At 48.7% G+C, this 20,338-nt stretch carries 21 protein-coding genes; 11 read left to right on the forward strand and 10 right to left on the reverse strand.

What is annotated here, in order from left to right; genetic code table 11:
- Positions 1-44: 44 nt before the first annotated feature.
- From AELLOGFF_RS03345 to AELLOGFF_RS03355, 3 genes are all read right to left on the reverse strand, one after another.
- Positions 45-1,352 (reverse strand): DUF3570 domain-containing protein, encoded by a 1,308-nt coding sequence (locus tag AELLOGFF_RS03345; protein ID WP_159267339.1) that lies wholly within the window; start codon positions 1,350-1,352, stop codon positions 45-47.
- Positions 1,353-1,377: 25 nt separating this feature from the next.
- Positions 1,378-1,593, reverse strand: coding sequence for a DUF4266 domain-containing protein (locus AELLOGFF_RS03350; protein ID WP_159267340.1), 216 nt, complete (start codon positions 1,591-1,593; stop codon positions 1,378-1,380).
- 95 nt (positions 1,594-1,688) lie between these two features.
- Positions 1,689-2,165: a TlpA family protein disulfide reductase gene (locus tag AELLOGFF_RS03355; RefSeq protein ID WP_159267341.1), complete on the reverse strand. Its 477-nt coding sequence runs from the start codon at positions 2,163-2,165 to the stop codon at positions 1,689-1,691.
- A 196-nt stretch (positions 2,166-2,361) separates the two neighbouring features.
- On the opposite strand from AELLOGFF_RS03355, the gene AELLOGFF_RS03360 reads away from it, so the two are divergent.
- From AELLOGFF_RS03360 to AELLOGFF_RS03400, 9 genes are read left to right on the forward strand one after another with little or no spacing between them, the layout of a single operon-like run.
- Positions 2,362-3,057, forward strand: coding sequence for a thermostable hemolysin (locus AELLOGFF_RS03360; RefSeq protein WP_159267342.1), 696 nt, complete (start codon positions 2,362-2,364; stop codon positions 3,055-3,057).
- Complete coding sequence (locus AELLOGFF_RS03365) at positions 3,054-5,249, forward strand: AMP-binding protein (protein ID WP_159267343.1); 2,196 nt, start codon at positions 3,054-3,056, stop codon at positions 5,247-5,249. The genes AELLOGFF_RS03360 and AELLOGFF_RS03365 overlap by 4 nt, the downstream gene beginning before the upstream one ends.
- 10 nt (positions 5,250-5,259) lie before the next feature.
- Positions 5,260-6,057: an SDR family oxidoreductase gene (locus tag AELLOGFF_RS03370; protein WP_159267344.1), complete on the forward strand. Its 798-nt coding sequence runs from the start codon at positions 5,260-5,262 to the stop codon at positions 6,055-6,057.
- 13 nt (positions 6,058-6,070) lie between these two features.
- Positions 6,071-6,712 (forward strand): tetratricopeptide repeat protein, encoded by a 642-nt coding sequence (locus AELLOGFF_RS03375; RefSeq protein ID WP_159267345.1) that lies wholly within the window; start codon positions 6,071-6,073, stop codon positions 6,710-6,712.
- Positions 6,713-6,715: 3 nt separating this feature from the next.
- The gene (locus AELLOGFF_RS03380; RefSeq protein WP_159267346.1) at positions 6,716-7,378 is read left to right on the forward strand and encodes a response regulator transcription factor; all 663 of its coding nucleotides are present in this window, start codon (positions 6,716-6,718) and stop codon (positions 7,376-7,378) included.
- On the forward strand, positions 7,375-8,715 hold the full coding sequence (locus AELLOGFF_RS03385) for an ATP-binding protein (RefSeq protein WP_159267347.1): 1,341 nt from the start codon (positions 7,375-7,377) through the stop codon (positions 8,713-8,715). Before AELLOGFF_RS03380 ends, AELLOGFF_RS03385 begins: the two co-directional genes overlap by 4 nt.
- On the forward strand, positions 8,712-9,035 hold the full coding sequence (locus AELLOGFF_RS03390) for a cupredoxin domain-containing protein (RefSeq protein WP_159267348.1): 324 nt from the start codon (positions 8,712-8,714) through the stop codon (positions 9,033-9,035). The genes AELLOGFF_RS03385 and AELLOGFF_RS03390 overlap by 4 nt, the downstream gene beginning before the upstream one ends.
- A 3-nt stretch (positions 9,036-9,038) precedes the next feature.
- On the forward strand, positions 9,039-9,833 hold the full coding sequence (locus AELLOGFF_RS03395; RefSeq protein WP_159267349.1) for an FTR1 family protein: 795 nt from the start codon (positions 9,039-9,041) through the stop codon (positions 9,831-9,833).
- Positions 9,830-10,534: a hypothetical protein gene (locus AELLOGFF_RS03400; RefSeq protein WP_159267350.1), complete on the forward strand. Its 705-nt coding sequence runs from the start codon at positions 9,830-9,832 to the stop codon at positions 10,532-10,534. Before AELLOGFF_RS03395 ends, AELLOGFF_RS03400 begins: the two co-directional genes overlap by 4 nt.
- Before the next feature lie 304 nt (positions 10,535-10,838).
- On the opposite strand, the gene crp is transcribed toward AELLOGFF_RS03400, so the two are convergent.
- A complete protein-coding gene (gene crp / locus AELLOGFF_RS03405) occupies positions 10,839-11,477 on the reverse strand; it encodes a cAMP-activated global transcriptional regulator CRP (RefSeq protein WP_159267351.1) in 639 nt (212 codons plus the stop codon).
- 175 nt (positions 11,478-11,652) lie between these two features.
- Between crp and AELLOGFF_RS03410 the strand changes: the two genes are divergently transcribed.
- Together AELLOGFF_RS03410 and AELLOGFF_RS03415 are read left to right on the forward strand one after the other, a co-directional pair.
- Complete coding sequence (locus AELLOGFF_RS03410; RefSeq protein ID WP_159269264.1) at positions 11,653-12,075, forward strand: OsmC family protein; 423 nt, start codon at positions 11,653-11,655, stop codon at positions 12,073-12,075.
- Positions 12,065-12,481, forward strand: a complete 417-nt coding sequence (locus AELLOGFF_RS03415; RefSeq protein WP_159267352.1) for a VOC family protein — start codon at positions 12,065-12,067, stop codon at positions 12,479-12,481. The genes AELLOGFF_RS03410 and AELLOGFF_RS03415 overlap by 11 nt, the downstream gene beginning before the upstream one ends.
- 24 nt (positions 12,482-12,505) lie before the next feature.
- On the opposite strand, the gene coq7 is transcribed toward AELLOGFF_RS03415, so the two are convergent.
- The 6 genes from coq7 to dusB form a co-directional block, all read right to left on the reverse strand.
- Positions 12,506-13,147, reverse strand: a complete 642-nt coding sequence (gene coq7, locus AELLOGFF_RS03420) for a 2-polyprenyl-3-methyl-6-methoxy-1,4-benzoquinone monooxygenase (RefSeq protein WP_159267353.1) — start codon at positions 13,145-13,147, stop codon at positions 12,506-12,508.
- Positions 13,148-13,187: 40 nt separating this feature from the next.
- Positions 13,188-15,986: a hybrid sensor histidine kinase/response regulator gene (locus AELLOGFF_RS03425; protein ID WP_159267354.1), complete on the reverse strand. Its 2,799-nt coding sequence runs from the start codon at positions 15,984-15,986 to the stop codon at positions 13,188-13,190.
- A complete protein-coding gene (purD, locus tag AELLOGFF_RS03430) occupies positions 15,937-17,214 on the reverse strand; it encodes a phosphoribosylamine--glycine ligase (protein WP_159269265.1) in 1,278 nt (425 codons plus the stop codon). The genes AELLOGFF_RS03425 and purD overlap by 50 nt, the downstream gene beginning before the upstream one ends.
- Positions 17,215-17,354: 140 nt before the next feature.
- Positions 17,355-18,935 carry a bifunctional phosphoribosylaminoimidazolecarboxamide formyltransferase/IMP cyclohydrolase gene (purH, locus tag AELLOGFF_RS03435; RefSeq protein WP_159267355.1) on the reverse strand — a complete coding sequence of 527 codons (1,581 nt, stop codon included), beginning with the start codon at positions 18,933-18,935 and terminating at the stop codon, positions 17,355-17,357.
- Positions 18,936-18,991: 56 nt separating this feature from the next.
- Positions 18,992-19,303, reverse strand: coding sequence for a DNA-binding transcriptional regulator Fis (gene fis / locus AELLOGFF_RS03440; protein WP_159267356.1), 312 nt, complete (start codon positions 19,301-19,303; stop codon positions 18,992-18,994).
- Complete coding sequence (dusB, locus tag AELLOGFF_RS03445) at positions 19,300-20,295, reverse strand: tRNA dihydrouridine synthase DusB (RefSeq protein WP_159267357.1); 996 nt, start codon at positions 20,293-20,295, stop codon at positions 19,300-19,302. The genes fis and dusB overlap by 4 nt, the downstream gene beginning before the upstream one ends.
- Positions 20,296-20,338 lie beyond the last annotated feature (43 nt).

Below are 20,338 nucleotides of genomic sequence, written 5' to 3' on the forward strand. Positions count from 1 at the left end.
CGCACCCAAGCATTGACCGCAAAAATTAACACTCAAATTCGCGCCTAAAAATCGTACATAAAGCGGACCATGACGGCCTCAATATCCGGATAGAGCTCTTGACGAGTTAATTCACCAAATGTGTCAGAAGGCTCATCACCAGTTTGCAGGTAATACTCCAGCGCAACACTCCAGCCATTTTCAGGGTTATCCTGGCCATACTGGAGGCCAACGGTATAGCCGTTAAATTCGCCCAAACGGTAATCTGCAGAAGCCTCCACAGATTCATTACCGGCGGTAGGCTGCTGGCCGTCCACAAAAAATGGCGTGTAGAAATCAGCAGCGCTCTGTTGATAAAAGCGCACATGCGGCTCCACATATTGAGTCCCAGCAAAGGCCCAACGGTAACGTAAATCAATTGTGTGCGAAGTGATCCCCCAGTCATCAACCATCAAGCGATAAGAGGTGTCGAGAACATCGCCACCGATGTACCGCTTGTACTGTCCAAAAATACTGTGCTTCAAGCGGCTGTCGGGACGATTTTCATAAACAACGGTGGGCAGCGTTGGCTGGGCCACATTCTGGAACATAGGTCGACCTGTTACAGGGTCTATTACGCTGATAATTTTGTAAGGGTCCGTGAGATAACCGCTCGATTGGCTCAATACGTAATTCACCTGAAATAAGCTGTTTTCATCAATCACCTGCGTCACACCGAACATAACATCAACCAACATTTTACTGTCGGAGCTGCCATCACGTAGTTGGACACCGCCAGCTTCCTGCATCACACCAAAGGCGATAGGTTTGCCTCCCACTGGATCAACAGTATCAAAACCCAAAGAAAGACCGGCACTCCACGTGGTATTTCCGCGGTTCATATCTTTTGCCAGCGACGAATTTACCGCGAACGACTTATAGTCGTACTCAGTAGATACATTGCCGCCTAAAACCATCGTGAGGTCTTTCGCAATCGGACGCTCCCAAGCTACATTTAAAGCAATGCGGGTATCTTTAAAGGTCTCATCCAGCGGAGTATCACCGGGGCTGATGGCATAGTTACTGTTGCCTGAAGGTGTAGTGAAAGTCTGTGGCAAATCAGTTGCTACAGCACCGCTACCAGAAGCGCCGGTTAAGGTATCAACGGTGAGTTTCAGATTAAGGGTTTCATCGGTATCGATCTGCTTTCGTGCAGTAATGACAGGCTCAGTGGCCGACACACGATCTGTTTCACTGTAAAACAGGAGCGCCGCGCCCACATCCCACTCACCAACATCGAGCTTGTCTTCGGCAAAAGCTCCCTGTGAACCAATCAGCGCACAACTAGCTGCGGCTAACGAAAGGCGAATATTCTTTTTGGTGTTAGATTTCATTACGTATCCTTAAATTCCAGAGCGATTAGTTACAACCACAGCCGCCACCACCAAAGCCACGCCCGCCGCTAGACGCTTCCTTGCTGAAGTAAATATGATCGTCGAGCGCTGCCCGCAACGGCGAAGCATCCAGCGCCATCTCTGGTTTTGCTAGCGTTTGACGCTCCCAAGGTTGAATACCCATATTGCTACACGCAGCAAGCGTGCTACACGCCATAAGCGACAAAATCATTTTTTTCATGGCAGTGCCTCGTCGATTTATTCAAGAAAATATTGGATCAAATTTGTCTGTTCAGTACTGTCTTTCACAACACAAAGACAGTGAACACGCCTCAGCTATAGTGCGAGAGCCTTGGCGATCTCCACTTCAAGTTCAATGGGGGAGTTTTTAGTAAACCCTAAATGCGTAAAGATCAGATTGCCGTTGCGATCAAACAGAAAAGAATTCGGCATAGCGGCTACTCTGTATTTCAAAGCTAAATTTCCATCAGGGTCATAAAATACTGGAAAGTTTGGAGGGAACTCCGCGATAAACGCATTGGCATCATCACGATCCTCATCAAGGTTAACCGTTACGACCTGCAAACTATCACCGTACTTTGAGACTAGTGCATTCATAAACGGAAATGAGGCACGACAAGGACCGCACCAAGACGCCCAAAAATCCAGATAAACCAATTTCCCGCGAAATTCTTTAAGATTAAATGCTTGGTTTTGTGAGGGTTTATCGCCGCCGGCTAAAACGGAGCAAGAAAGTGTAGAAACCATGAGAAGGCAAGCCAAAATGCTGCCATAGCTACGCACTGCTGTCATTTCAACCCACCTATAGAGATATTTATCCGCCAAGGTAGCAAGCAATACTTAAGAAAAAATTAAGGAACACGCAAGTATCTTAAATACTGCAAAACAGAGAGCTCATAGGTAATTTCCACATGGAGTGCAAGCCTTAAGAATGCCTTAATTATCACTGAATAAAGTTCAAGCATCGAAACCCTATTGAGGACGATGTATGTTCAGCGCACGAAATTTATCAGTATCATCAAACCCAGCCCTAAAGCTACGCCGCCTGCCGTTGCCTTCAGCGCCAAAGTTCTCACTAACAAGTCGAGACGATACTAATCGTCCGGAGGTAGAGCGCTATATCGCTGACAAATTTGATGCTCGCTACGGCGCTCGCGTTAAGCAATTCATGCCAGAGTTACTAACACTGCAATGCAACAACGATATCAGTGCGGCCGTTGGTTTTCGCAGTGCGCAATTCGAAAGTCTTTTTTTGGAGCGCTATCTCGATACAACGGCTGATCAGCAGCTTTCAAAAATACTGGGGTACAGGTTGGCACGGAGCAGTATCACTGAAATTGGCAACTTGGTATCGACTTGGCGCGGTAGTAGCCAGCTACTATTTATCGCACTGACAGAATTGATGGTTCAGCGCGGTTGTCAGTGGACCATATTCACTGCCACGCCGGAGGTCAGCAAGCTCCTAAACCGATTAGGTCTAGAGCAAATAGTTCTTTGCCACGCGGATGGTCATCGCCTTGGCCATGATCTAAAAAACTGGGGAAGTTACTACGACGCTAAACCAGCGGTTACTGCAATCAACGCTCCACTGGCGCGCATAATGCTAGACGAACACCCTTTGACCAGTGAACTGCTGCAACTCTGTAAACCGCTAATAGCCAAAGCGCTTGGAGATGCATTGTGAGCAAGATTACCCAAGCTCTTGCTCATTTCGCCACGCAGCGGCCAGAGCAGTTCGCGCTCGTATCCTCCGATAAGTCCTATACTTACGCCACACTTAATTCTCGGGTCACCCAACTAGCCAATGAATTGAGTCATCTAGGAATACCCGTGATGGGTCTTTACGCAGACAACTCACCGGATTGGCTGGTAGTTGACCTTGCTTGCCAGATAGCGGGTATTACTTTGATTCCGCTACCTGACTTTTTTACGGTTGAACAAATTGCTCACGCCCTCAATACAACTGGCGCCGGTGCCGTACTGTGTGATCAACTCAATACCTTTTTAGGGGATTCATATCCCACGTCAACATCCTGGGGTTGGTATATACATATACTGCCGCCATCATTAGGAAAATTTCTGCACCTTGGCACAACCAAAATAACCTTTACATCTGGCTCTACCGGCTACCCCAAAGGTGTTTGTCTTGCTCAGTCGACGATGGACAACACAGCCGGCGCACTGGTTGATGTCTTGGACGGAATCAACTTACAGCGTCATCTTTGTGCATTACCGCTGCCCGCTTTGCTTGAAAACGTTGCTGGCGCCTATAGTGCCTTGCTTCGTGGAGGCACTTTGGTGTTACCCCCGCTCAAACAACTGGGCTTTACCGGAAGCTCTAGCCTCGATATCGATGTCTTTACCAAGACCCTGAGCCGGAGTAACCCGCAAAGCCTTATTTTACTTCCGCAAGTGTTAAAAGCACTGCTAGCGCACAACGAACACTGCGGTTGGACACCACCGTCGTCGCTGCGGTTTGTCGCCGTGGGTGGCGCCCGTGTTGCCCCCGCATTAATTCACCGTGCACGGGAAATAGGCTTGCCTGTCTATGAAGGATACGGCCTATCCGAATGTGGCTCGGTGATTTCACTTAACAGGCCGGGTGCTGATCGACCCGGCACTGCTGGGCAGCCACTGCCTCATTGTGAACTGTCGTTTGAACACGGTGAAGCCTGTGTATCGGGTAGTCGCTTCCTCGGCTATATAGGTAGCCCTAGCTCGGTTGGTAGTAGTGTTTATACCGGTGACTTGGGTGAAATCAACGACGGATTTCTTACTATTTCCGGCCGGTCTAAGAATCTGCTGATCAGCAGCTTTGGTCGCAATATTGAACCTGAATGGCCTGAAAGCGAACTGCTCGCCTCGCCAGTGGTTCAGCAGTGTGTTGTTGTAGGTGAAGACCGCCCTTATTGTGTTGCGCTGATATGGGCAAACATCGATATCCCAGGCAATGTGCTGCAAAACTGGATAGATGCAGCCAATTCACAGCTACCTGACTATGCCTGCATACAGGGCTGGGCGCGTCTACCGCGCCCCCTAAGTGTCACAGAGGACGAGCTTACCGCTAACGGGCGTCCGCGACGTGATGTCATAAACACACGCTACCAATCACTGATCGAATCACTCTATTCCAAGCCAGTAATAAAGCTCCCTAACCCAAACGCAGCAGGAGAAAATATGATGCAGCACATGAGTTCCCACGATGAAAATTTCTACCCATCGCTATTAACACAAACAGAGTTTGAGCGGCGAGCGCTGTACGACATTGAGTTCATCCAACGCGGCACACAAGGAGCGCTATCCCGTGAGGATTATGTTGCCTTTCTTAGCCAGGCGTATCACCACGTCAAGCACACAGTGCCACTACTGATGGCTTGCGGAAGTCGTTTGACTGCCGAGCAGGAGTGGCTCCGCGTCGCCATTGCTGAATACATTGAGGAAGAAACGGGGCATCAGGAGTGGATTCTCAACGATATTGGAGCCTGTGGAATCGATCCCGACACTGTTCGCTACGGTCAACCGAGCCAGAGCACAGAGCTCATGATTGCCTATGTCTACGACACTATTGCACGCGGTAACCCGGTCGGCTTTTTTGGCATGGTGCTGGTATTGGAGGGCACAAGCATCGCCATAGCTGACAAAGCGGCCGAAGCCATTCAGGAATCGCTGGGGCTCCCAACTCAAGCGTTTAGCTATCTGCGCTCACATGGCGCACTCGATATAGAGCACGTCAATTTTTATAAAGGCTTGATGAACAAAATCGAAAAAATCGAAGATCAACGCGCGATAACGCATTGTGCACAAGTGATCTACAAACTTTACGGCAATATTTTTCGAGAATTGGGCGAAGCCAGCGACATTCACATTGCGGCTTAAGGAGAACGCTATGACAGCACTCACTATTGTATTAACTGGCGCTAGTGGTGGAATAGGTAGCGCGGTCGCTAAAATGATGTCCGCAGCTGGACACCGCTTGATATTGGTTGGCCGTAATCCACAACCCCTTAACGACTTGCGCGACATGCTCGACGGGAGCGCTCGCCACACCACGGTTGTCGCCGATCTGCTCCAGGCGGCAGACCGAAAACGGCTTGTTACACAGTGCAAGCAAGACTGCAGCAAAGTCGATGTGTTGATTAACAACGCTGGAGTATCGCATTTTGGTTTACTGGAAAATATTAGCGACCAAGCGATGGCCGATATGCTTAACACCAACGTACTGGCCCCAGTACTTATTGTTCGCGATCTGTTGCCGCTACTCAGTAGGAGCTCCAATGCTACAATTATTAACATTGGCTCAACTTTTGGCAGCATTGGCTACCCTGGCTTTAGTGGCTATAGCGCCAGTAAGTTCGCGCTGCGTGGTTTTACCGAGGCACTGCGTCGCGAATTGGCGGAGCAATTAATTACAGTGCACTATCTAGCTCCCCGCGCAGTCGATACCCCTATGAACTCCGCATCTGTCAAGGCACTTAATGCCGAGCTAGGGAACGCGATGGACCCACCAGAGATCGTCGCCGCGGCTTGTCACGCGTTATTAAAAGCACGTGATGGTCGGAATCGATACTTGGGCTGGCCCGAACGCTTCTTTGTCAGAATCAACGCATTAATCCCAGCGTTAGTGGACGTTACGCTGCGTAAACAATTGCGCACAATTCAGAAATACAGTCGACCTGAAGCTTAGGAGGGGGCTCATCTTGAAGCACATTTACTTATTATTGATCTATACTCTATTTACTACGCAGTCACTTATCGCTCTCGCTACTGACTCGTCAGTGCAAGCGCTACAATTGCGCTGGGCGCAAATTAGTTATCAGCTTCCTAGCAATGAGCGGGAAGAGGCCTTCGAGGTATTGATCAAAGAAGTTGATGAATTGATATCGGTATATCCCAACAACGCAGAGTTGCGGACATGGCGCGGGATTATCAAGTCGTCAAGCGCTGGAGCCCAGGGCGGGCTGGGGGCGTTGTCATTGGTCAAAGAGGCGAAGCGGGACTTGGAGCGCGCGATAGCAATTGATAGCAAGGTGCTTAACGGAGCTGCCTATACCTCGTTAGGCTCCTTGTACTACCAAGTCCCTGGTTGGCCTATCAGTTTCGGGAATGATAAAAAGGCAAAAGAATATTTGCTCAGAGGGCTGGATATCGCACCTACCGATATAGATGCTAACTACTTTTACGCCGACTTTCTCTACCAGTCAGGGCAGTATACGTCCGCTCTCAGCTATTTGGAGCAAGCGCTGCAAGCGGCACCACGCTTAGGGCGGACACTCGCTGATGAAGGCCGCCGCGCAGAAATACAGACTTTGTTGAAAAAAACTAAAGAGAAAATACAGTAAATCGTGCGACTACTCTTGATAGAAGATGACCAATCATTAGCCAACGGGATGATTACCGCGTTAAAGCGCGGTGGCTATGCTGTGGACCATACCTCTAAAGGGATCGAGGGGCTCAGCCTATTTCGAGCGATTCCCCCAGACCTTCTCATACTTGATTTGGGGCTACCTGATATTTCGGGTATCGAGGTTCTTAAATCACTACGTCAGAACAAGCACGACACGCCGATATTGATACTCACAGCGCGGGATGCGATCGACGAAAAAATTGCAGGGCTCGATGCAGGCGCCGACGATTATATGACCAAGCCATTTGCCGTTGATGAGCTCATGGCTCGACTGCGGGTACTTGGCCGCCGCAATGCACCAGCATTGAGTAGCGAAATCACAGTTGGCGAGCTCTCACTCAATCTTGCCAACCATGAAATTCAGTATCGTGGGGTCACTACTGCCTTGTCACGTCGCGAGTTTTCACTGCTACGTGCATTAGCGGAGCGGCCTGGACAGGTATTTAGCCGCGAACAACTCGAAGAAAAACTTTACAGTTGGGGCGAAGCAGTTAGCAGCAACACTATTGATGTACACATTCACAATTTGCGGAAAAAACTCTCTCAAGAATTAATCAAAAACATTCGCGGCGTGGGTTACACACTAAGGACCAACCCTTGAAATCTATTCGAATATTTTTGTTGGTTGCCGTACTGTCCACCATTATGCTGGTGAACTTTCTCGCGGCACTGCATGGTTACCAGTCAAGCATGCTGGAGGCCGAAAAATTATTCGATCGAAAACTAGCCGATACGGCCAGCTTAATAGAAGCGATCCCAAGAGATACCTACCTTACTAAAATAACGCCCTATACGGGTCAAACTGCATTCCAAATTTTTGATTCAAATTTAAAACTGTTATGGCAATCAAGCAGTACGCCAACGACACAGTTTGCGCCATTGAAAACGGGCTTTTCTGAGCACAACTTCAATGGCTACCGTTGGCGAACGCTAGTACACCATAGTACCGATGGTCGCTGGGTTCTCGTGGGTGAGCGGCTCGATCAACGATATCACCTTGCCGATAGTATAATCTTGGAATCAGTGGTGCCAATCCTTCTCAGCATCCCTTTAGCGGGCATTTTGGTGTGGTTGATCATTGGTCATGGTTTGAAGAGTTTGCAACTTTTAGCGCGCGACCTGGCCATCAAGCGAGAAGATGATCTCAGTCATCTTGATCTGATCAATCCGCCACGCGAACTACAGCCCGTGTTACAGTCAACTAATTCGTTGCTGTCTCGGCTTGAGGCCTCGTTAGAGCGTGAACGACGTTTTTCTTCAGACGCAGCCCATGAACTGCGTACGCCATTAAGCGCATTACAACTTCATATCCACAATTTTAAACAATCACTATCGGCGGAAGACCAACCAGCATTAATTCAACTAGAAGGTGACCAAAAAAGAATGGCGCACCTCGTCGAGCAAATTCTCGCCTTATATCGAACAACACCCGAACACTATCCCGCGAAGTTTGAAGTGATCGACATATTCAGTCTGGCACGTGATTGCATCGCAGAATCCTTTCTGTTTTTCGAGGCGAGAGGGCAAGATATCTCTCTAGACGGTGATTCCACATTGCTACTAGGAGACCATTTTGCATTGCAGCTCCTCATTCAAAACCTTTTAAGCAACGCCAATAAGTACACGCCCGAAGGTGGGAAGATAGCCGTGGATGTTCGAGACAGTATCGATGGCCCTATTCTGACTGTAAGCGACAATGGTCCAGGTATAGCCGAAGCAGAGCGTGAGCGCGTTCTAGAGCGGTTTTACCGCGTAGGGGGCGATCGTCACGCTTCCGGTGCGACCGGATGTGGGCTTGGACTGTCAATAGTAGGGCATATTGCTCAAATTCATCAAGCGAGGCTCGACCTCAGTAACTCTACTCGAGGGCACGGTCTTGTGGTTAGCATACATTTTCCTAATAGTATCGTGTGTGATAAAGGGGGCAATACGAGATGAATAACCGACTGACGCCCCTATTTTTCTTATGCCTAGCGTCCTCCGTGTTCGCGGGGAAACCCGTGTATGATATAGACATAAGAGAGCACCTGTTTCACCCTTCTGAACTCACCATACCTGCAAATACCAAAATTAAACTGCTAGTACATAATCTTGATTCATCACCGGAAGAATTTGAGAGTTATGAACTAAACCGTGAGAAAGTCATTATGGGCGGACAAACCGCGGTGATTTTTATCGGACCGCTCCCACCTGGAAGCTACCCATTTTTTGGAGAGTTTAATCCCAAAATGGCTCAAGGTATCATCATCGCGGAGTAAATCATGCTATTGACCAGTGTCATCATCATTCTCCGCGAAGTATTAGAAGCCGCACTATTGCTCAGTATTTTGCTTGCGCTTTCACGGACGTTATCCATTAAGTTTCGTTGGTTATATTGGGCGGCAGGGATGGGTTTGGTCGGCGCCGTAGGTTACGGCTTAAGCATGCGAACCGTATCCAATACATTGGACGGTGTTGGTCAAGAGGTTGTCAATGCAATGATGCAATTGAGCATTTATGTTTGCCTGATTTGGCTATGTCACTTGTTCGTTCGTTGCTCTCTCACTGCTGCCACCATGACATCAAGACAATCTGCAGTTATGGGATATATTGTCGTCTTATTAACGATTCGAGAAGGCTCTGAAATCTTTGTTTATCTCTCAGGTTTCAGCCATACACCCGGCGTGAATCAAGGCTTAATTGTCGGCTCTTTGATAGGTGCAGGTATTGGACTTTCTATCAGCGTTTTGTTTTATTTTATCCTGCTCAGCTTCAAACCGCAGCGTGTACTTTGGATTGGTTGTAGCCTGCTGACGTTGGTAGGTGCTGGAATGTGCTTGCAGTCATCACAACTTTTGATTCAAGCAGATTGGCTGCCCGCTCAACATCCAGTCTGGGACAGTTCCGCAGTACTATCTGAAAGTTCAATACTAGGCCAAGTACTCTACGCCCTCGTTGGTTACGAAACACGACCGACGCCACTACAACTTGCCATTTACATAAGCAGCCTGAGTATCATGACGGTATTGTTATATTTAACAAATCGGTACTGGCAACAGCGGGGGCAAAGCGAGTGAGATACCGGTTATGCCTTATATTACTAACACAACCGCTTTTCTGTCTCTCAGACGGCTTAGTCGTTGACAAAGTTTACGACCCCTATGTTCAACTACTGGAAACTGAAATTGAGTACCGCGCGATAGCGGTACACGACAATGTTGACGGTCTCGACGGGCAAATTGTGCACAGATTAGGTGTTGGTCGCGCTCTGAACGACCGATGGGCGGGCGAAATTTACTTAATTGGAAGCGAAGATGAAAATAGTGGCTTGCAACTCACAGCCTATGAATTAGAAGCAAAGTGGCAATTGACAGAGCAAGGCGAATTCGACAACGACTACGGCATATTATTTGAACTCGAACGAGAGCGAGTTGACAGTATCTGGGAAGTGTCGAGTACTTTAATCATCGTTAGGGAGCTCGGTAAATGGGTCAACACGGCCAATGTATCGCTGATCTATGAGAGGAGTGGTGGCCTAAATAATGAAATCGAAACGGCGTTAAGCCTTCAAAGTCGTTACCGCTACTCATCGGCTTTAGAGCCCGCGCTGGAATTCTACTCTGGCCAAGACGCTCGCGGAATTGGTCCGCTGCTCACGGGCATGCAACGCTTAGGTTTGCAGAATCAGCTGCGATGGGAGGCTGGTGCAATATTTGGGCTAGGAAGTGACAGCCCCGATCTCAGCATAAAGCTCTTACTGGAGTATGAATTCTATTGACCGCAGCACGAACGTATATTTTTTTATTAAGTTCATGCTTTTGCATATTGCTTCATGCCCTAAGCTCTGAAGCACACAAACCAGTCCCGTTGATAATATGCGATGTTATGGTCGAATGTCCGCTTTGGTGCTAACCGGGTGTTTTCACTTAAAGTTCGGTAGACCACTTCTGGCTGCTCACTTGCCCATTATGGGTCGAGCTCAAAGGCCATTTATCGTTCAAAGATAAGCCGATGTTTTGGGAGAATCGGCAGACTTTAACTTCGTTGCAGATAAGGTTCAGGTTTCCGTTATCGGGACGCGGTTAGCGTGTTCCGTATACCACCATGGTTTTACCTTTTACCTGTACTAAGCCCTGTTCTTCAAGTGTCTTTAGTACACGACCTACCATTTCCCGTGAGCAGCCGACGATTCGACCAATTTCTTGGCGGGTAATCTTGATTTGCATGCCGTCTGGGTGGGTCATTGCATCGGGTTGTTTGCATAAATCGAGTAAGGTACGGGCTACGCGACCGGTCACGTCTAAAAATGCTAAATCGCCCACTTTACGGGTGGTTAAGCGCAGCCGTTTTGCCATTTGCTTGCCTAATGCCAGCAGAATGTCGGGGTATTCTTTATTGAGTTCACGAAATTTGGCGTAGCTGATCTCGGCAATTTCACACTCTGTGCGACTTTTCACTAAGGCGCTGCGGGTTGGCGGTATGTCTTCATCAAATACACCCATTTCGCCAAAGAAATCACCCTTATTTAAATAGGCAACAATCATTTCTCTGCCTTCGTCATCTTCGATGATTACCGTGACAGAGCCTTCGATAATGTAATACAGGGCGTCACTGGCATCACCGGCGTAGATGAGTGTGCTTTTACTGGGGTAGCGCCGTCGGTGACAGTGGCTAAGAAAGTTATCGATATCAGCAATTTCGGGCTTTAAAGAATTCAGCACTGTTTGGGTCTCTCGGGAAAGCAGAAAATCCATTTTATGAGTTAGGGGCGTATTGCATATACGTAATCAGCACAATGCAGGCCTAAGTATGACCTGCTTTGCTTGCCTTGGCGAGCTTGAATCTGAACCCTGTGGTAAGCTTAGCGCAATTTTTCAGAATCGCTATGAGGGTGGAATGAAAGCGACGGTAAAGTGGGTAGATGGTGCGATGTTTCTCGGTGAATCGGGAAGTGGGCACTCGGTTGTCATGGATGGGCCAGAAGATCATGGCGGCCGTAATATGGGGGTTCGCCCCATGGAGATGTTACTTGTTGGGATGGGAGGCTGCGCGTCATTTGATGTGATGAGTATGCTTAAGAAGTCGCGTCAGGAAGTGATAGATTGCCGTTGTGAGTTAGAAGCAGAGCGCGCTGACGCGGTGCCAGCGGTGTTTACTAAAATTCATTTACACTTTTTGGTGAGCGGTAAAAACCTCAAAGAGGCGCATGTGAAACGTGCTGTTGAGTTGTCAGCGGAGAAGTATTGTTCAGCATCCATAATGATGGAAGCCGCTGGCGTTGAAGTTAGCCACAGCCATGAGATTGTTGATGGTGTCTGATACCTTAGTTCGTCCAAATCCGCATAGTGGAATGCGGCATATAGCTTTGTTTGTAGAAGCATTTGATGCAACGCTGCATTTCTACACGGAATTACTGGGCATGGCGGTTGAGTGGCAACCCGATGCCGACAATATTTACCTGTGCTCCGGCAATGATAACCTTGCACTGCATCGTTATCAGGGACCGCCAAGGCCGATAGCTGGGCAGCGTTTAGACCATATAGGTTTTATTTTAGATACCCCTGATGATGTTGACGCTTGGCATGCTTTTTTATTGGCCAATGAGGTAACCATAAAATCAGAGCCCCGTACACACCGTGATGGCGCGCGCAGTTTTTACTGTCTCGACCCTGATGGCAATCTTGTACAAATGATTTTTCATCCACCGATTAGTCGCAGTAAATAGCTACTTAACAGCTTAGTCTTTCACTTAGACGTAGTAGGTACTGCCGGTCATTACTTTGGCCATTAAGCTCATGGCTTTTTTGACCGGTTCTGGAAATACTTGGCCACCGGCGTCTATCGCTTTACTGGCGTGTTCCGCTTCGTCTTTGAGCATTTGTTGAAGAATCGCGCGGGATTTCTCATCGTCGCCGGGCAGGGTGTGCAAATGTTCCCTCAGGTGTTGGCAGACCTGATCTTCTGTTGCCGCCACAAAGCCAAGGCTGATTTTGTCGCTGATGGCACCGGCGGCGGCACCAATCGCAAAAGAAGCAGCATAGAACAGCGGGTTTAGATGACTGGTGTGGCTGCCTAGTTCATTAAGGCGTTGCTCACACCATGCAAGGTGGTCAATTTCTTCGTTTGCGGAATGCTCCATTGCCGCTTTAACGTCTGCATTTTTTGCTGTTAAGGCCTGGCCTTGATACAGAGCTTGGGCGCACACCTCGCCAGTATGATTTATTCGCATTAGACCTGCGGCGTGACGGCGTTGATCGCCAGCACTCAGCACGGTATTAATATCTTGGGCAGGGTTATGACGTTGGGCCGTGCTGCTACCCTTTACGAGTGTTTTTAAGCTTCGATCCGCTCCCATTAAGGCGCGATCAAGCAAGTTATATTCACGTGTCATGGTGTCGTCCTCCCGCTGGCATTATAACGAATTCGATCAGTTAAGACTTGTTTTGTTGGTAGCCAGTCCAGCGTTTAATGGCCTCTGCCAGTTCCCATAGGCGAATGGGTTTGACCAAGTGTAAATCCATGCCGGCGCGAAGATAGCTGTCGCGTTGTTCATCTAATGCATTTGCCGTTAGCCCAATAATTGGGGTGCGCTCTCGGTCTTCTTCTTTTTCAAATAAGCGGATTTGTCGGGTAGCCTCTGCGCCATCCATGATCGGCATTTCGATATCCATTATGACCACATCAAAGTGTTGTCGGGTAAAGGTGTTCACCGCCTGCTGGCCGTTCTCAACATGGTGAACCGTGATCCCCAGACTTTTAAGCATGCGAGTTAAGACTTGTGCATTGGTGGGATTGTCTTCTGCAATAAGACACTGCAATGAGCCTAATTTGAGGGAGTCGGTCCGGTATTGGTTGGGGAGAAGGTTAACGGCGTTGGCGTCAAAATGGCACTCGGCCAATAGGGCGCTGCGAAGTGCGACGCCAGTAAGTGGTTTACTCAATACCCGGCGAATACCTGCATTTCGCAGCTCTACTTGATCAAATGTAATATTTGCATGGGCAAGCAACAAGCCAATCGGGGCTGGCGATGCCGTTTCTGTTTCATCATGAATACGTTGAGCTAATTTAAGTCCCCCGCCTGGCAAAGTGTGGTCTACGAGAATGATATCTATGGGCTCATTGATCAGAGCTTGGTTGCGGGTAATGGCAATGGCGGCGTTATTGCTATTGGCGATAAAAACCTGCATTCCCCAATTACTGCCTTGTTTGCTAACGACTTTACAGAATATTTTGTTACTGTCTATGACTAGCAAACGCTTGTTGCTAAGTAAGCCGGTACGAAGCCGCAAGGTGCTATTGTCGTAGTTATTTGGCACGCCAAGTTGCAGTGTTACATGTAGGGTATGTAAGCCATTTGCCGACGTTTTCACCGTAGCACTGCCGTTCATTAGAGATATGAGCTGCGAGGCAATAGCAAGGCGGGCATTCACAATGCCCTCTTCTTCAGATAGTGAGCCATTGATGGCGAGTTTTTCTAGTGCGCTAAACGGCCTGCCGCGATGACTTAGCTCAAAGTTAAGTAGTCCCTCATTGATGTTTGAGGTAAATACCTTGAGTAAAATATAGCCTGACTCATAGTGTTCCAAGGCGTTATTCATAATATGCGACAGTAATTGACGTATACGCGAAGGGTCGCCGATGAGCTTTTCACTCACGTTATTATCAATATCGCAAATAAGTTCGAGTGATTGTTCCGCAGCGATATTACGGAAACCAGAGACAGTTTCGTCGATGATTTCCAGCACGTTAAGCAACTCATTATTGAGCTCGATATCGCTTTCATTGATGCGGGTTGCTTGGCTGGCCTCCTGTAATAACTGCAACAGTTCGTGGCCAGAGCGCTGTAAGGTGCGGAGGTGGTCTTGCTGATTCGCGGTTAAAGGGGTTTCTTGCAATAGTTCAGAAATACCAAGCATGGCACTCATAGGGGTTCTAATATCATGGGTTATCCGCGCCAGAATATCGGTCTTGGCGCGATTGATTGCCCCGAGGATAGCTATACGTTGCTCCTCTAAATTTTGTTTTTTATTCCGTAGGTAATGTCTACTAATTAACAGGACAGTGTGAAAGATAGAAACTGCGGTACCAAGATAGATGAGAATAAGGTTGGTGGCGCTAGTCGAGATGAAGTTTAAGTTGTAGCTTAGTAGCGTCAGGATTAAACCGAGCGCGGTGATAGTACGGATGACGACGTAATAAAATATGAGCCGGCTGTAGGTTTGAAAAAAGCAGTTTAAGGCAGTGAATAACAATACAAGAGAATTGAGGGGAGTCAGTATATTCATGATGATGACGGCAACATCATCGCTAGTGAGGGTGCTTATCATCACGCCCAGAATATCAATGGTAATGAAAGCGCGAAGCAACTTAGCTGCACGGCCAGGCTTGTTGATAGGGTAGATTGGCAGTTGGAGTGCGTAGAGTAGGTCAACTATACCAATTGCTAAAACAGTGAGATGTAAATTATAACCTTGCCAAGGTGGTAACAAGCCTTGCGGGGGGCCGATGTAGCCCCAAGCAAAAAGTTGACCGAAAATGACGAGTAGTGAAAAAGCGGCAGTGGTGAGAAATAAAGCTTCTTTATGCAGATATGCGCTGATTAAATTAAATAGGATGAGTAGGCTGAGCACACCAAAAACCACGGCATTAATAAATTCACGCTTGCTGATTTCGCCTAAAAAGCTGGTGTAGTTGTGTAGTGTGAGTTCTAACTGGCGTTCATAAGGGTACTCAATGGCGAGATAGTAGGTGTTGGCACTATTGGCTTTAATGGGGATAGAAAAAAGTGTTTCGTTACGAATTAATGACTCGGTGCGCATGATGGGAATGGCTTCGCCAGATTCCTTGTAAAGCTGCGCTTTTTTTAGGTCGGCCGGAATGATTTCGAGTAATTGGTGGCATTCCTTATTACGGGGATTGTTGAGCGTAAAACGAAACCAGTATCTACCAATGTTTTTGTTAAGTTTGAAATCGCCGTTTTCGGTAGGTCTGAATTGCCTTTTTAGTTCAGGGCTGAGTATATCGTCGATACGATAGAGCTTATCAGCGTCTTCGATAATGTCGCTAAAATTATCGAGGGAGATTTTGGTTTGACTTGGATTAACCGTTAAGGCCGGTGCTGAGTGTACGGCAACCGAAAATAGGAGTAATACCGTACACAGCAGCTGTTTTAGCAAGCGATTACTCTCGTGCAATGGCGCGGTAAGCAATGTCGGTTCGGTAGAAGGCATCTTTCCACTTTATCTGCTTGGCAATTGAATAGGCAAGTTGTTGTGCAGCCCCAACCGTGTCGCCCATTGCGGTAGCGCAGAGCACGCGGCCGCCGTTGGTGACTAGAGTAGCATTTTCAAGCTGAGTGCCAGCATGAAAAACTTTGCTATTGTCATTTTCGCTAGGAATGCCGCTGATCTCATCCCCTTTATTGTACGCAGCAGGGTAACCGCCAGCTGCCAGTACAACACCAACCGCTGGACGCGGGTCCCAGTTGGCCGTTGTGCTGTCGAGTTTTTCTTCAAGGGCGGCCAAGCAAAGCGCTACCAGGTCAGACTGTAGGCGTAGCATGATGGGCTGGGTTTCAGGATCACCGAAACGACAGTTATATTCAATAACTTTTGGCTCACCTTGTTTGTTGATCATTAAGCCTGCATAGAGAAAACCAGTGTAACGATTGCCTTCACTGGCCATGCCCTTAACCGTGGGGATAATGACGTCGTTCATAATTCGTTGGTGAATGGCAGGGGTCACAACTGGCGCGGGAGAATATGCGCCCATACCGCCGGTATTGGGGCCGCTGTCGCCGTCACCTACGCGTTTATGATCTTGGCTGGTAGCCATCGGAAGAATATTGTCGCCATCCACCATCACAATAAAGCTAGCTTCTTCACCATCGAGAAACTCTTCGATGACGACACGGCATCCCGCATCGCCAAAGGCGTTGCCAGATAACATATCACGTACAGCGTCTTCTGCCTGTTCCAAGGTTTCTGCAACAATAACGCCTTTGCCGGCAGCTAGCCCGTCGGCTTTTACTACAATGGGAGCACCTTGCTCACGCAGGTAGGCCAGAGCAGGCTCAAGCTCGGTAAAGTTTTGGTAGCTGCCTGTTGGGATATTATGGCGAGCGAGAAAATCCTTAGTGAAGGCCTTGGAGCCTTCTAATTGCGCCGCGCCTTTAGTGGGGCCAAAACAGGGTAGGTCGCGCTCGTTAAAGTAATCTACCACGCCATCGACGAGGGGGGCTTCAGGGCCAACAATAGTCAGGCCAACGTTATTGCTCGCAGCAAAGTCAGCTAAGCCCGCGAAATCATTAATGGCAATGGCAATGTTTTCAATACCTTGATCTAACGCGGTGCCGGCATTGCCTGGTGCGACAAAAACGGTTTCGACTTGAGGTGATTGTGCAGCCTTCCATGCCAGTGCATGTTCGCGGCCACCGTTTCCAATAATCAGTACATTCATGCTTGGGTGAACATTTGGCGTGAAGCGTAAGACACCAGTCTGGGGCTTACCGCTGATACCAGCGTCCATACTCCTTTATTTGTCATTTAGTCTAATGGCGGGGGGAAGCTCTCCGGTTCCCCATCCAGTATTTTTCGCGCTTAGTGGCGGAAGTGACGCATACCCGTGAAGGCCATGGCAATGCCATGCTCGTCGGCTGCGGCAATCACTTCGTCGTCGCGAATTGAACCGCCAGGCTGGATGACACAGCTGATACCATTGGCCGCAGCATTGTCTAAGCCGTCACGGAAGGGGAAGAAAGCGTCTGATGCCATTACCGCACCTTTCACAGTTAAACCGGCATGTTCTGCTTTGATCGCAGCGATACGTGCTGAATTGACCCGGCTCATTTGGCCTGCGCCGACACCAATGGTCTGACGGTTTTTGGCGTAGACGATGGCATTCGATTTCACGAATTTGGCAACCTTCCAAGCAAAGATCATATCGTGAATCTCGCTTTCTTCAGGTTGGCGCTTGGTGACTATCTTAAGGTCACTTGCGCTGATCATACCTAGGTCACGATCTTGTACTAGTAGGCCACCATTGACGCGTTTGTAGTCAAATGCGGCATTGCTCGCTCCCCACTGACCGCAGGCTAAGAGGCGCAAGTTTTTCTTTTCTGCCACGATAGCAGCCGCTTCTTCACTGACGCTAGGGGCAATGATGACTTCAACAAATTGACGCTCACAAATAGCTTTTGCGGTGTCTGCGTCTAACTCACGGTTGAAGGCAATAATACCGCCGAAGGCAGATTCAGGGTCGGTGGCAAAGGCTAGGTCATAAGCTTCACCAATCCCGTTTAATGACACGGCAACGCCGCAGGGGTTGGCGTGTTTAACAATAACGCAGGCGGGTTTTTCAAAGGATTTTACGCACTCTAGGGCGGCATCGGTATCGGCGATATTGTTATACGACAGCGCCTTACCTTGTATCTGGCTAGCTGTTGCCACCGAGGCTTCACTTGGGTGAGCTTCAACGTAAAAGGCTGAGTCTTGATGCGGGTTTTCACCGTAGCGCATATCTTGCGCTTTTTTAAACTGACTATTAAAGGTGCGTGGAAATTTCTCAGTGCCACCGGGTACAAGGCGACCAAAGTAGTTTGCGATCATGCCGTCATAAGCTGCAGTGTGCTCATAGGCTTTAATGGCCAGATCAAATCGGGTGGCGTGTAAGGTCTGACCATCATTGGCAATAAGCTCATCAAGCACGGTTTGGTAGTCGACAGCATTCACCACAATGGCCACATCGCGGTGGTTCTTTGCCGCCGCTCTGACCATTGTTGGGCCGCCAATATCAATGTTCTCTATGGCATCTTCTAGGGTGCAGCCCGGTTTGGAAACGGTGGCTTCAAAGGGGTATAAATTAACGATAACCATGTCGATGGCGTCAATGCCGTGTTCACTCATTACGTCGTTATCGATACCGCGGCGCCCTAAGATACCACCGTGGACTTTAGGGTGGAGAGTTTTGACGCGGCCGTCCATCATCTCAGGGAAACCGGTGTAATCCGACACCTCTGTAACCGCAATATCATTTTGGTTTAGCAGGGCATAGGTTCCGCCAGTTGAGAGCAGTTCGATACCCATTTTGGAAAGTTCTCGAGCAAAATCGACAATGCCGGATTTGTCAGAAACACTAATGAGGGCGCGTTTAACGGGGCGGGCCTGGTTATCTGTAGTCATGCCTAGTGGGTTACCTTGAGTTGAAATGTCGAACGGAAATTGGCTGTAATGGGCAATTATAATAAATCGTATTGTTTCAGTTTTTTCCGCAATGTACCGCGGTTTAAGCCCAGCATCTGCGATGCGCGAGTTTGATTGTTGCGAGTGTAGCGCATGACCTCTTCAAGCAATGGCGCTTCTACTTCTGATAGCACCATATTGTAGACATCACACACGTCTTGACCGTCAAGAGTGGCGAGGTAATTATTGATGGCAATGGCAACGCTGTCACGTAAGGTTTTGGCTTTACTGATGTCATCGTTGGCTGCCGTCGTAGCGGTGGAGGTGGCTTCGGCGACTGCGTTGGTTTCTATATTGGTTAAATTCATGCTGCTGCGTCCTGTTGGTTTTGGTCGTGCTGCTCAAAGTAGCGATGTACAGCATCTTGTTGTGCACTGGCTGACTCAAGGCGGTTAAATATCCCGCGAAAACCAGTGGTGGGGTCGAGCTCCTGCAAATACCATGCGCAGTGTTTGCGTGCGATACGCAGTCCATGTACCTCACCATAAAACTGGTAAAGAGCGCTGAGATGACTCAGCAGTACGTGCTTAATTTCTGTTGTTGTTACGGGTGCCGCTAACTTGCCAGTGGCTAAAAACGTGTTGATGTCACGGAACAGCCATGGCTTGCCCTGTGCTCCTCGGCCAATCATGACACCGTCGGCACCGGTGTAATCCAATACCTGCTTTGCCTGTTGCGCCGTGCAAATATCGCCATTGGCAAATACCGGAATAGTTATCGCCTGCTTTATAGCCGCAATCGTGTCGTATTCAGCGTTGCCTAAGTAACGGCATTCGCGGGTTCGGCCATGCACTGCTAAAGAGCTAATGCCGCAATCTTGGGCGAGCTTGGCAATGTCTATACCGTTGCGTTGGTCCCGAGACCAGCCGGTGCGAATTTTTAGTGTCACCGGTATATCGACTGCGGCGACAACTGAACTCACTATGTCTTTCACTAAATTTGGTTCTTTTAATAGCGCCGAACCGGCCGCTTTTTTACATACTTTCTTTGCTGGGCAACCCATATTGATGTCGATTATGTCGGTACCCATATCTGCACAGCGCCGCGCGGCATCGGCCATCATTGCTGGATCAGCCCCGGCTATCTGGATGGCGCGAGGCGTGCTGTCGTCATGTGCTAAACGCAAATGACTCTTGCGGGTATCCCATAAGCTCGCGTCACTGGCGAGCATTTCTGACACGGCTAAGCCTGCACCAAACTCGCGGCATAAGCGGCGAAAAGGTAGGTCGGTAATACCTGCCATTGGCGCCAATACAGCACGGGCAGGAAGCTTGTGAGGACCAATTTGGATCATCGCCATGCCCTGTGAAGGGAGTTCACCGTGGGAAAACAGGGCAGCTATG

Origin of the sequence: Zhongshania aliphaticivorans (assembly GCF_902705875.1) — a bacterium.
Classification (GTDB): Bacteria; Pseudomonadota; Gammaproteobacteria; order Pseudomonadales; family Spongiibacteraceae; genus Spongiibacter; species Spongiibacter aliphaticivorans_A.

What these genes read in the sequence shown, in the direction of transcription:
- AELLOGFF_RS03345 (WP_159267339.1), bottom strand. Translation starts at nt 1,352, where the DNA reads ATGAAATCTAACACCAAAAAGAATATTCGCCTTTCGTTAGCCGCAGCT.
- AELLOGFF_RS03425 (WP_159267354.1), bottom strand. Translation starts at nt 15,986, where the DNA reads ATGCCTTCTACCGAACCGACATTGCTTACCGCGCCATTGCACGAGAGT.
- AELLOGFF_RS03395 (WP_159267349.1), top strand. Translation starts at nt 9,039, where the DNA reads ATGCTATTGACCAGTGTCATCATCATTCTCCGCGAAGTATTAGAAGCC.
- AELLOGFF_RS03360 (WP_159267342.1), top strand. Translation starts at nt 2,362, where the DNA reads ATGTTCAGCGCACGAAATTTATCAGTATCATCAAACCCAGCCCTAAAG.
- purH (WP_159267355.1), bottom strand. Translation starts at nt 18,935, where the DNA reads ATGACTACAGATAACCAGGCCCGCCCCGTTAAACGCGCCCTCATTAGT.
- AELLOGFF_RS03370 (WP_159267344.1), top strand. Translation starts at nt 5,260, where the DNA reads ATGACAGCACTCACTATTGTATTAACTGGCGCTAGTGGTGGAATAGGT.
- AELLOGFF_RS03350 (WP_159267340.1), bottom strand. Translation starts at nt 1,593, where the DNA reads ATGAAAAAAATGATTTTGTCGCTTATGGCGTGTAGCACGCTTGCTGCG.
- coq7 (WP_159267353.1), bottom strand. Translation starts at nt 13,147, where the DNA reads ATGACACGTGAATATAACTTGCTTGATCGCGCCTTAATGGGAGCGGAT.
- AELLOGFF_RS03415 (WP_159267352.1), top strand. Translation starts at nt 12,065, where the DNA reads ATGGTGTCTGATACCTTAGTTCGTCCAAATCCGCATAGTGGAATGCGG.
- AELLOGFF_RS03410 (WP_159269264.1), top strand. Translation starts at nt 11,653, where the DNA reads ATGAAAGCGACGGTAAAGTGGGTAGATGGTGCGATGTTTCTCGGTGAA.
- fis (WP_159267356.1), bottom strand. Translation starts at nt 19,303, where the DNA reads ATGAATTTAACCAATATAGAAACCAACGCAGTCGCCGAAGCCACCTCC.
- purD (WP_159269265.1), bottom strand. Translation starts at nt 17,214, where the DNA reads ATGAATGTACTGATTATTGGAAACGGTGGCCGCGAACATGCACTGGCA.
- AELLOGFF_RS03390 (WP_159267348.1), top strand. Translation starts at nt 8,712, where the DNA reads ATGAATAACCGACTGACGCCCCTATTTTTCTTATGCCTAGCGTCCTCC.
- AELLOGFF_RS03355 (WP_159267341.1), bottom strand. Translation starts at nt 2,165, where the DNA reads ATGACAGCAGTGCGTAGCTATGGCAGCATTTTGGCTTGCCTTCTCATG.
- dusB (WP_159267357.1), bottom strand. Translation starts at nt 20,295, where the DNA reads ATGGCGATGATCCAAATTGGTCCTCACAAGCTTCCTGCCCGTGCTGTA.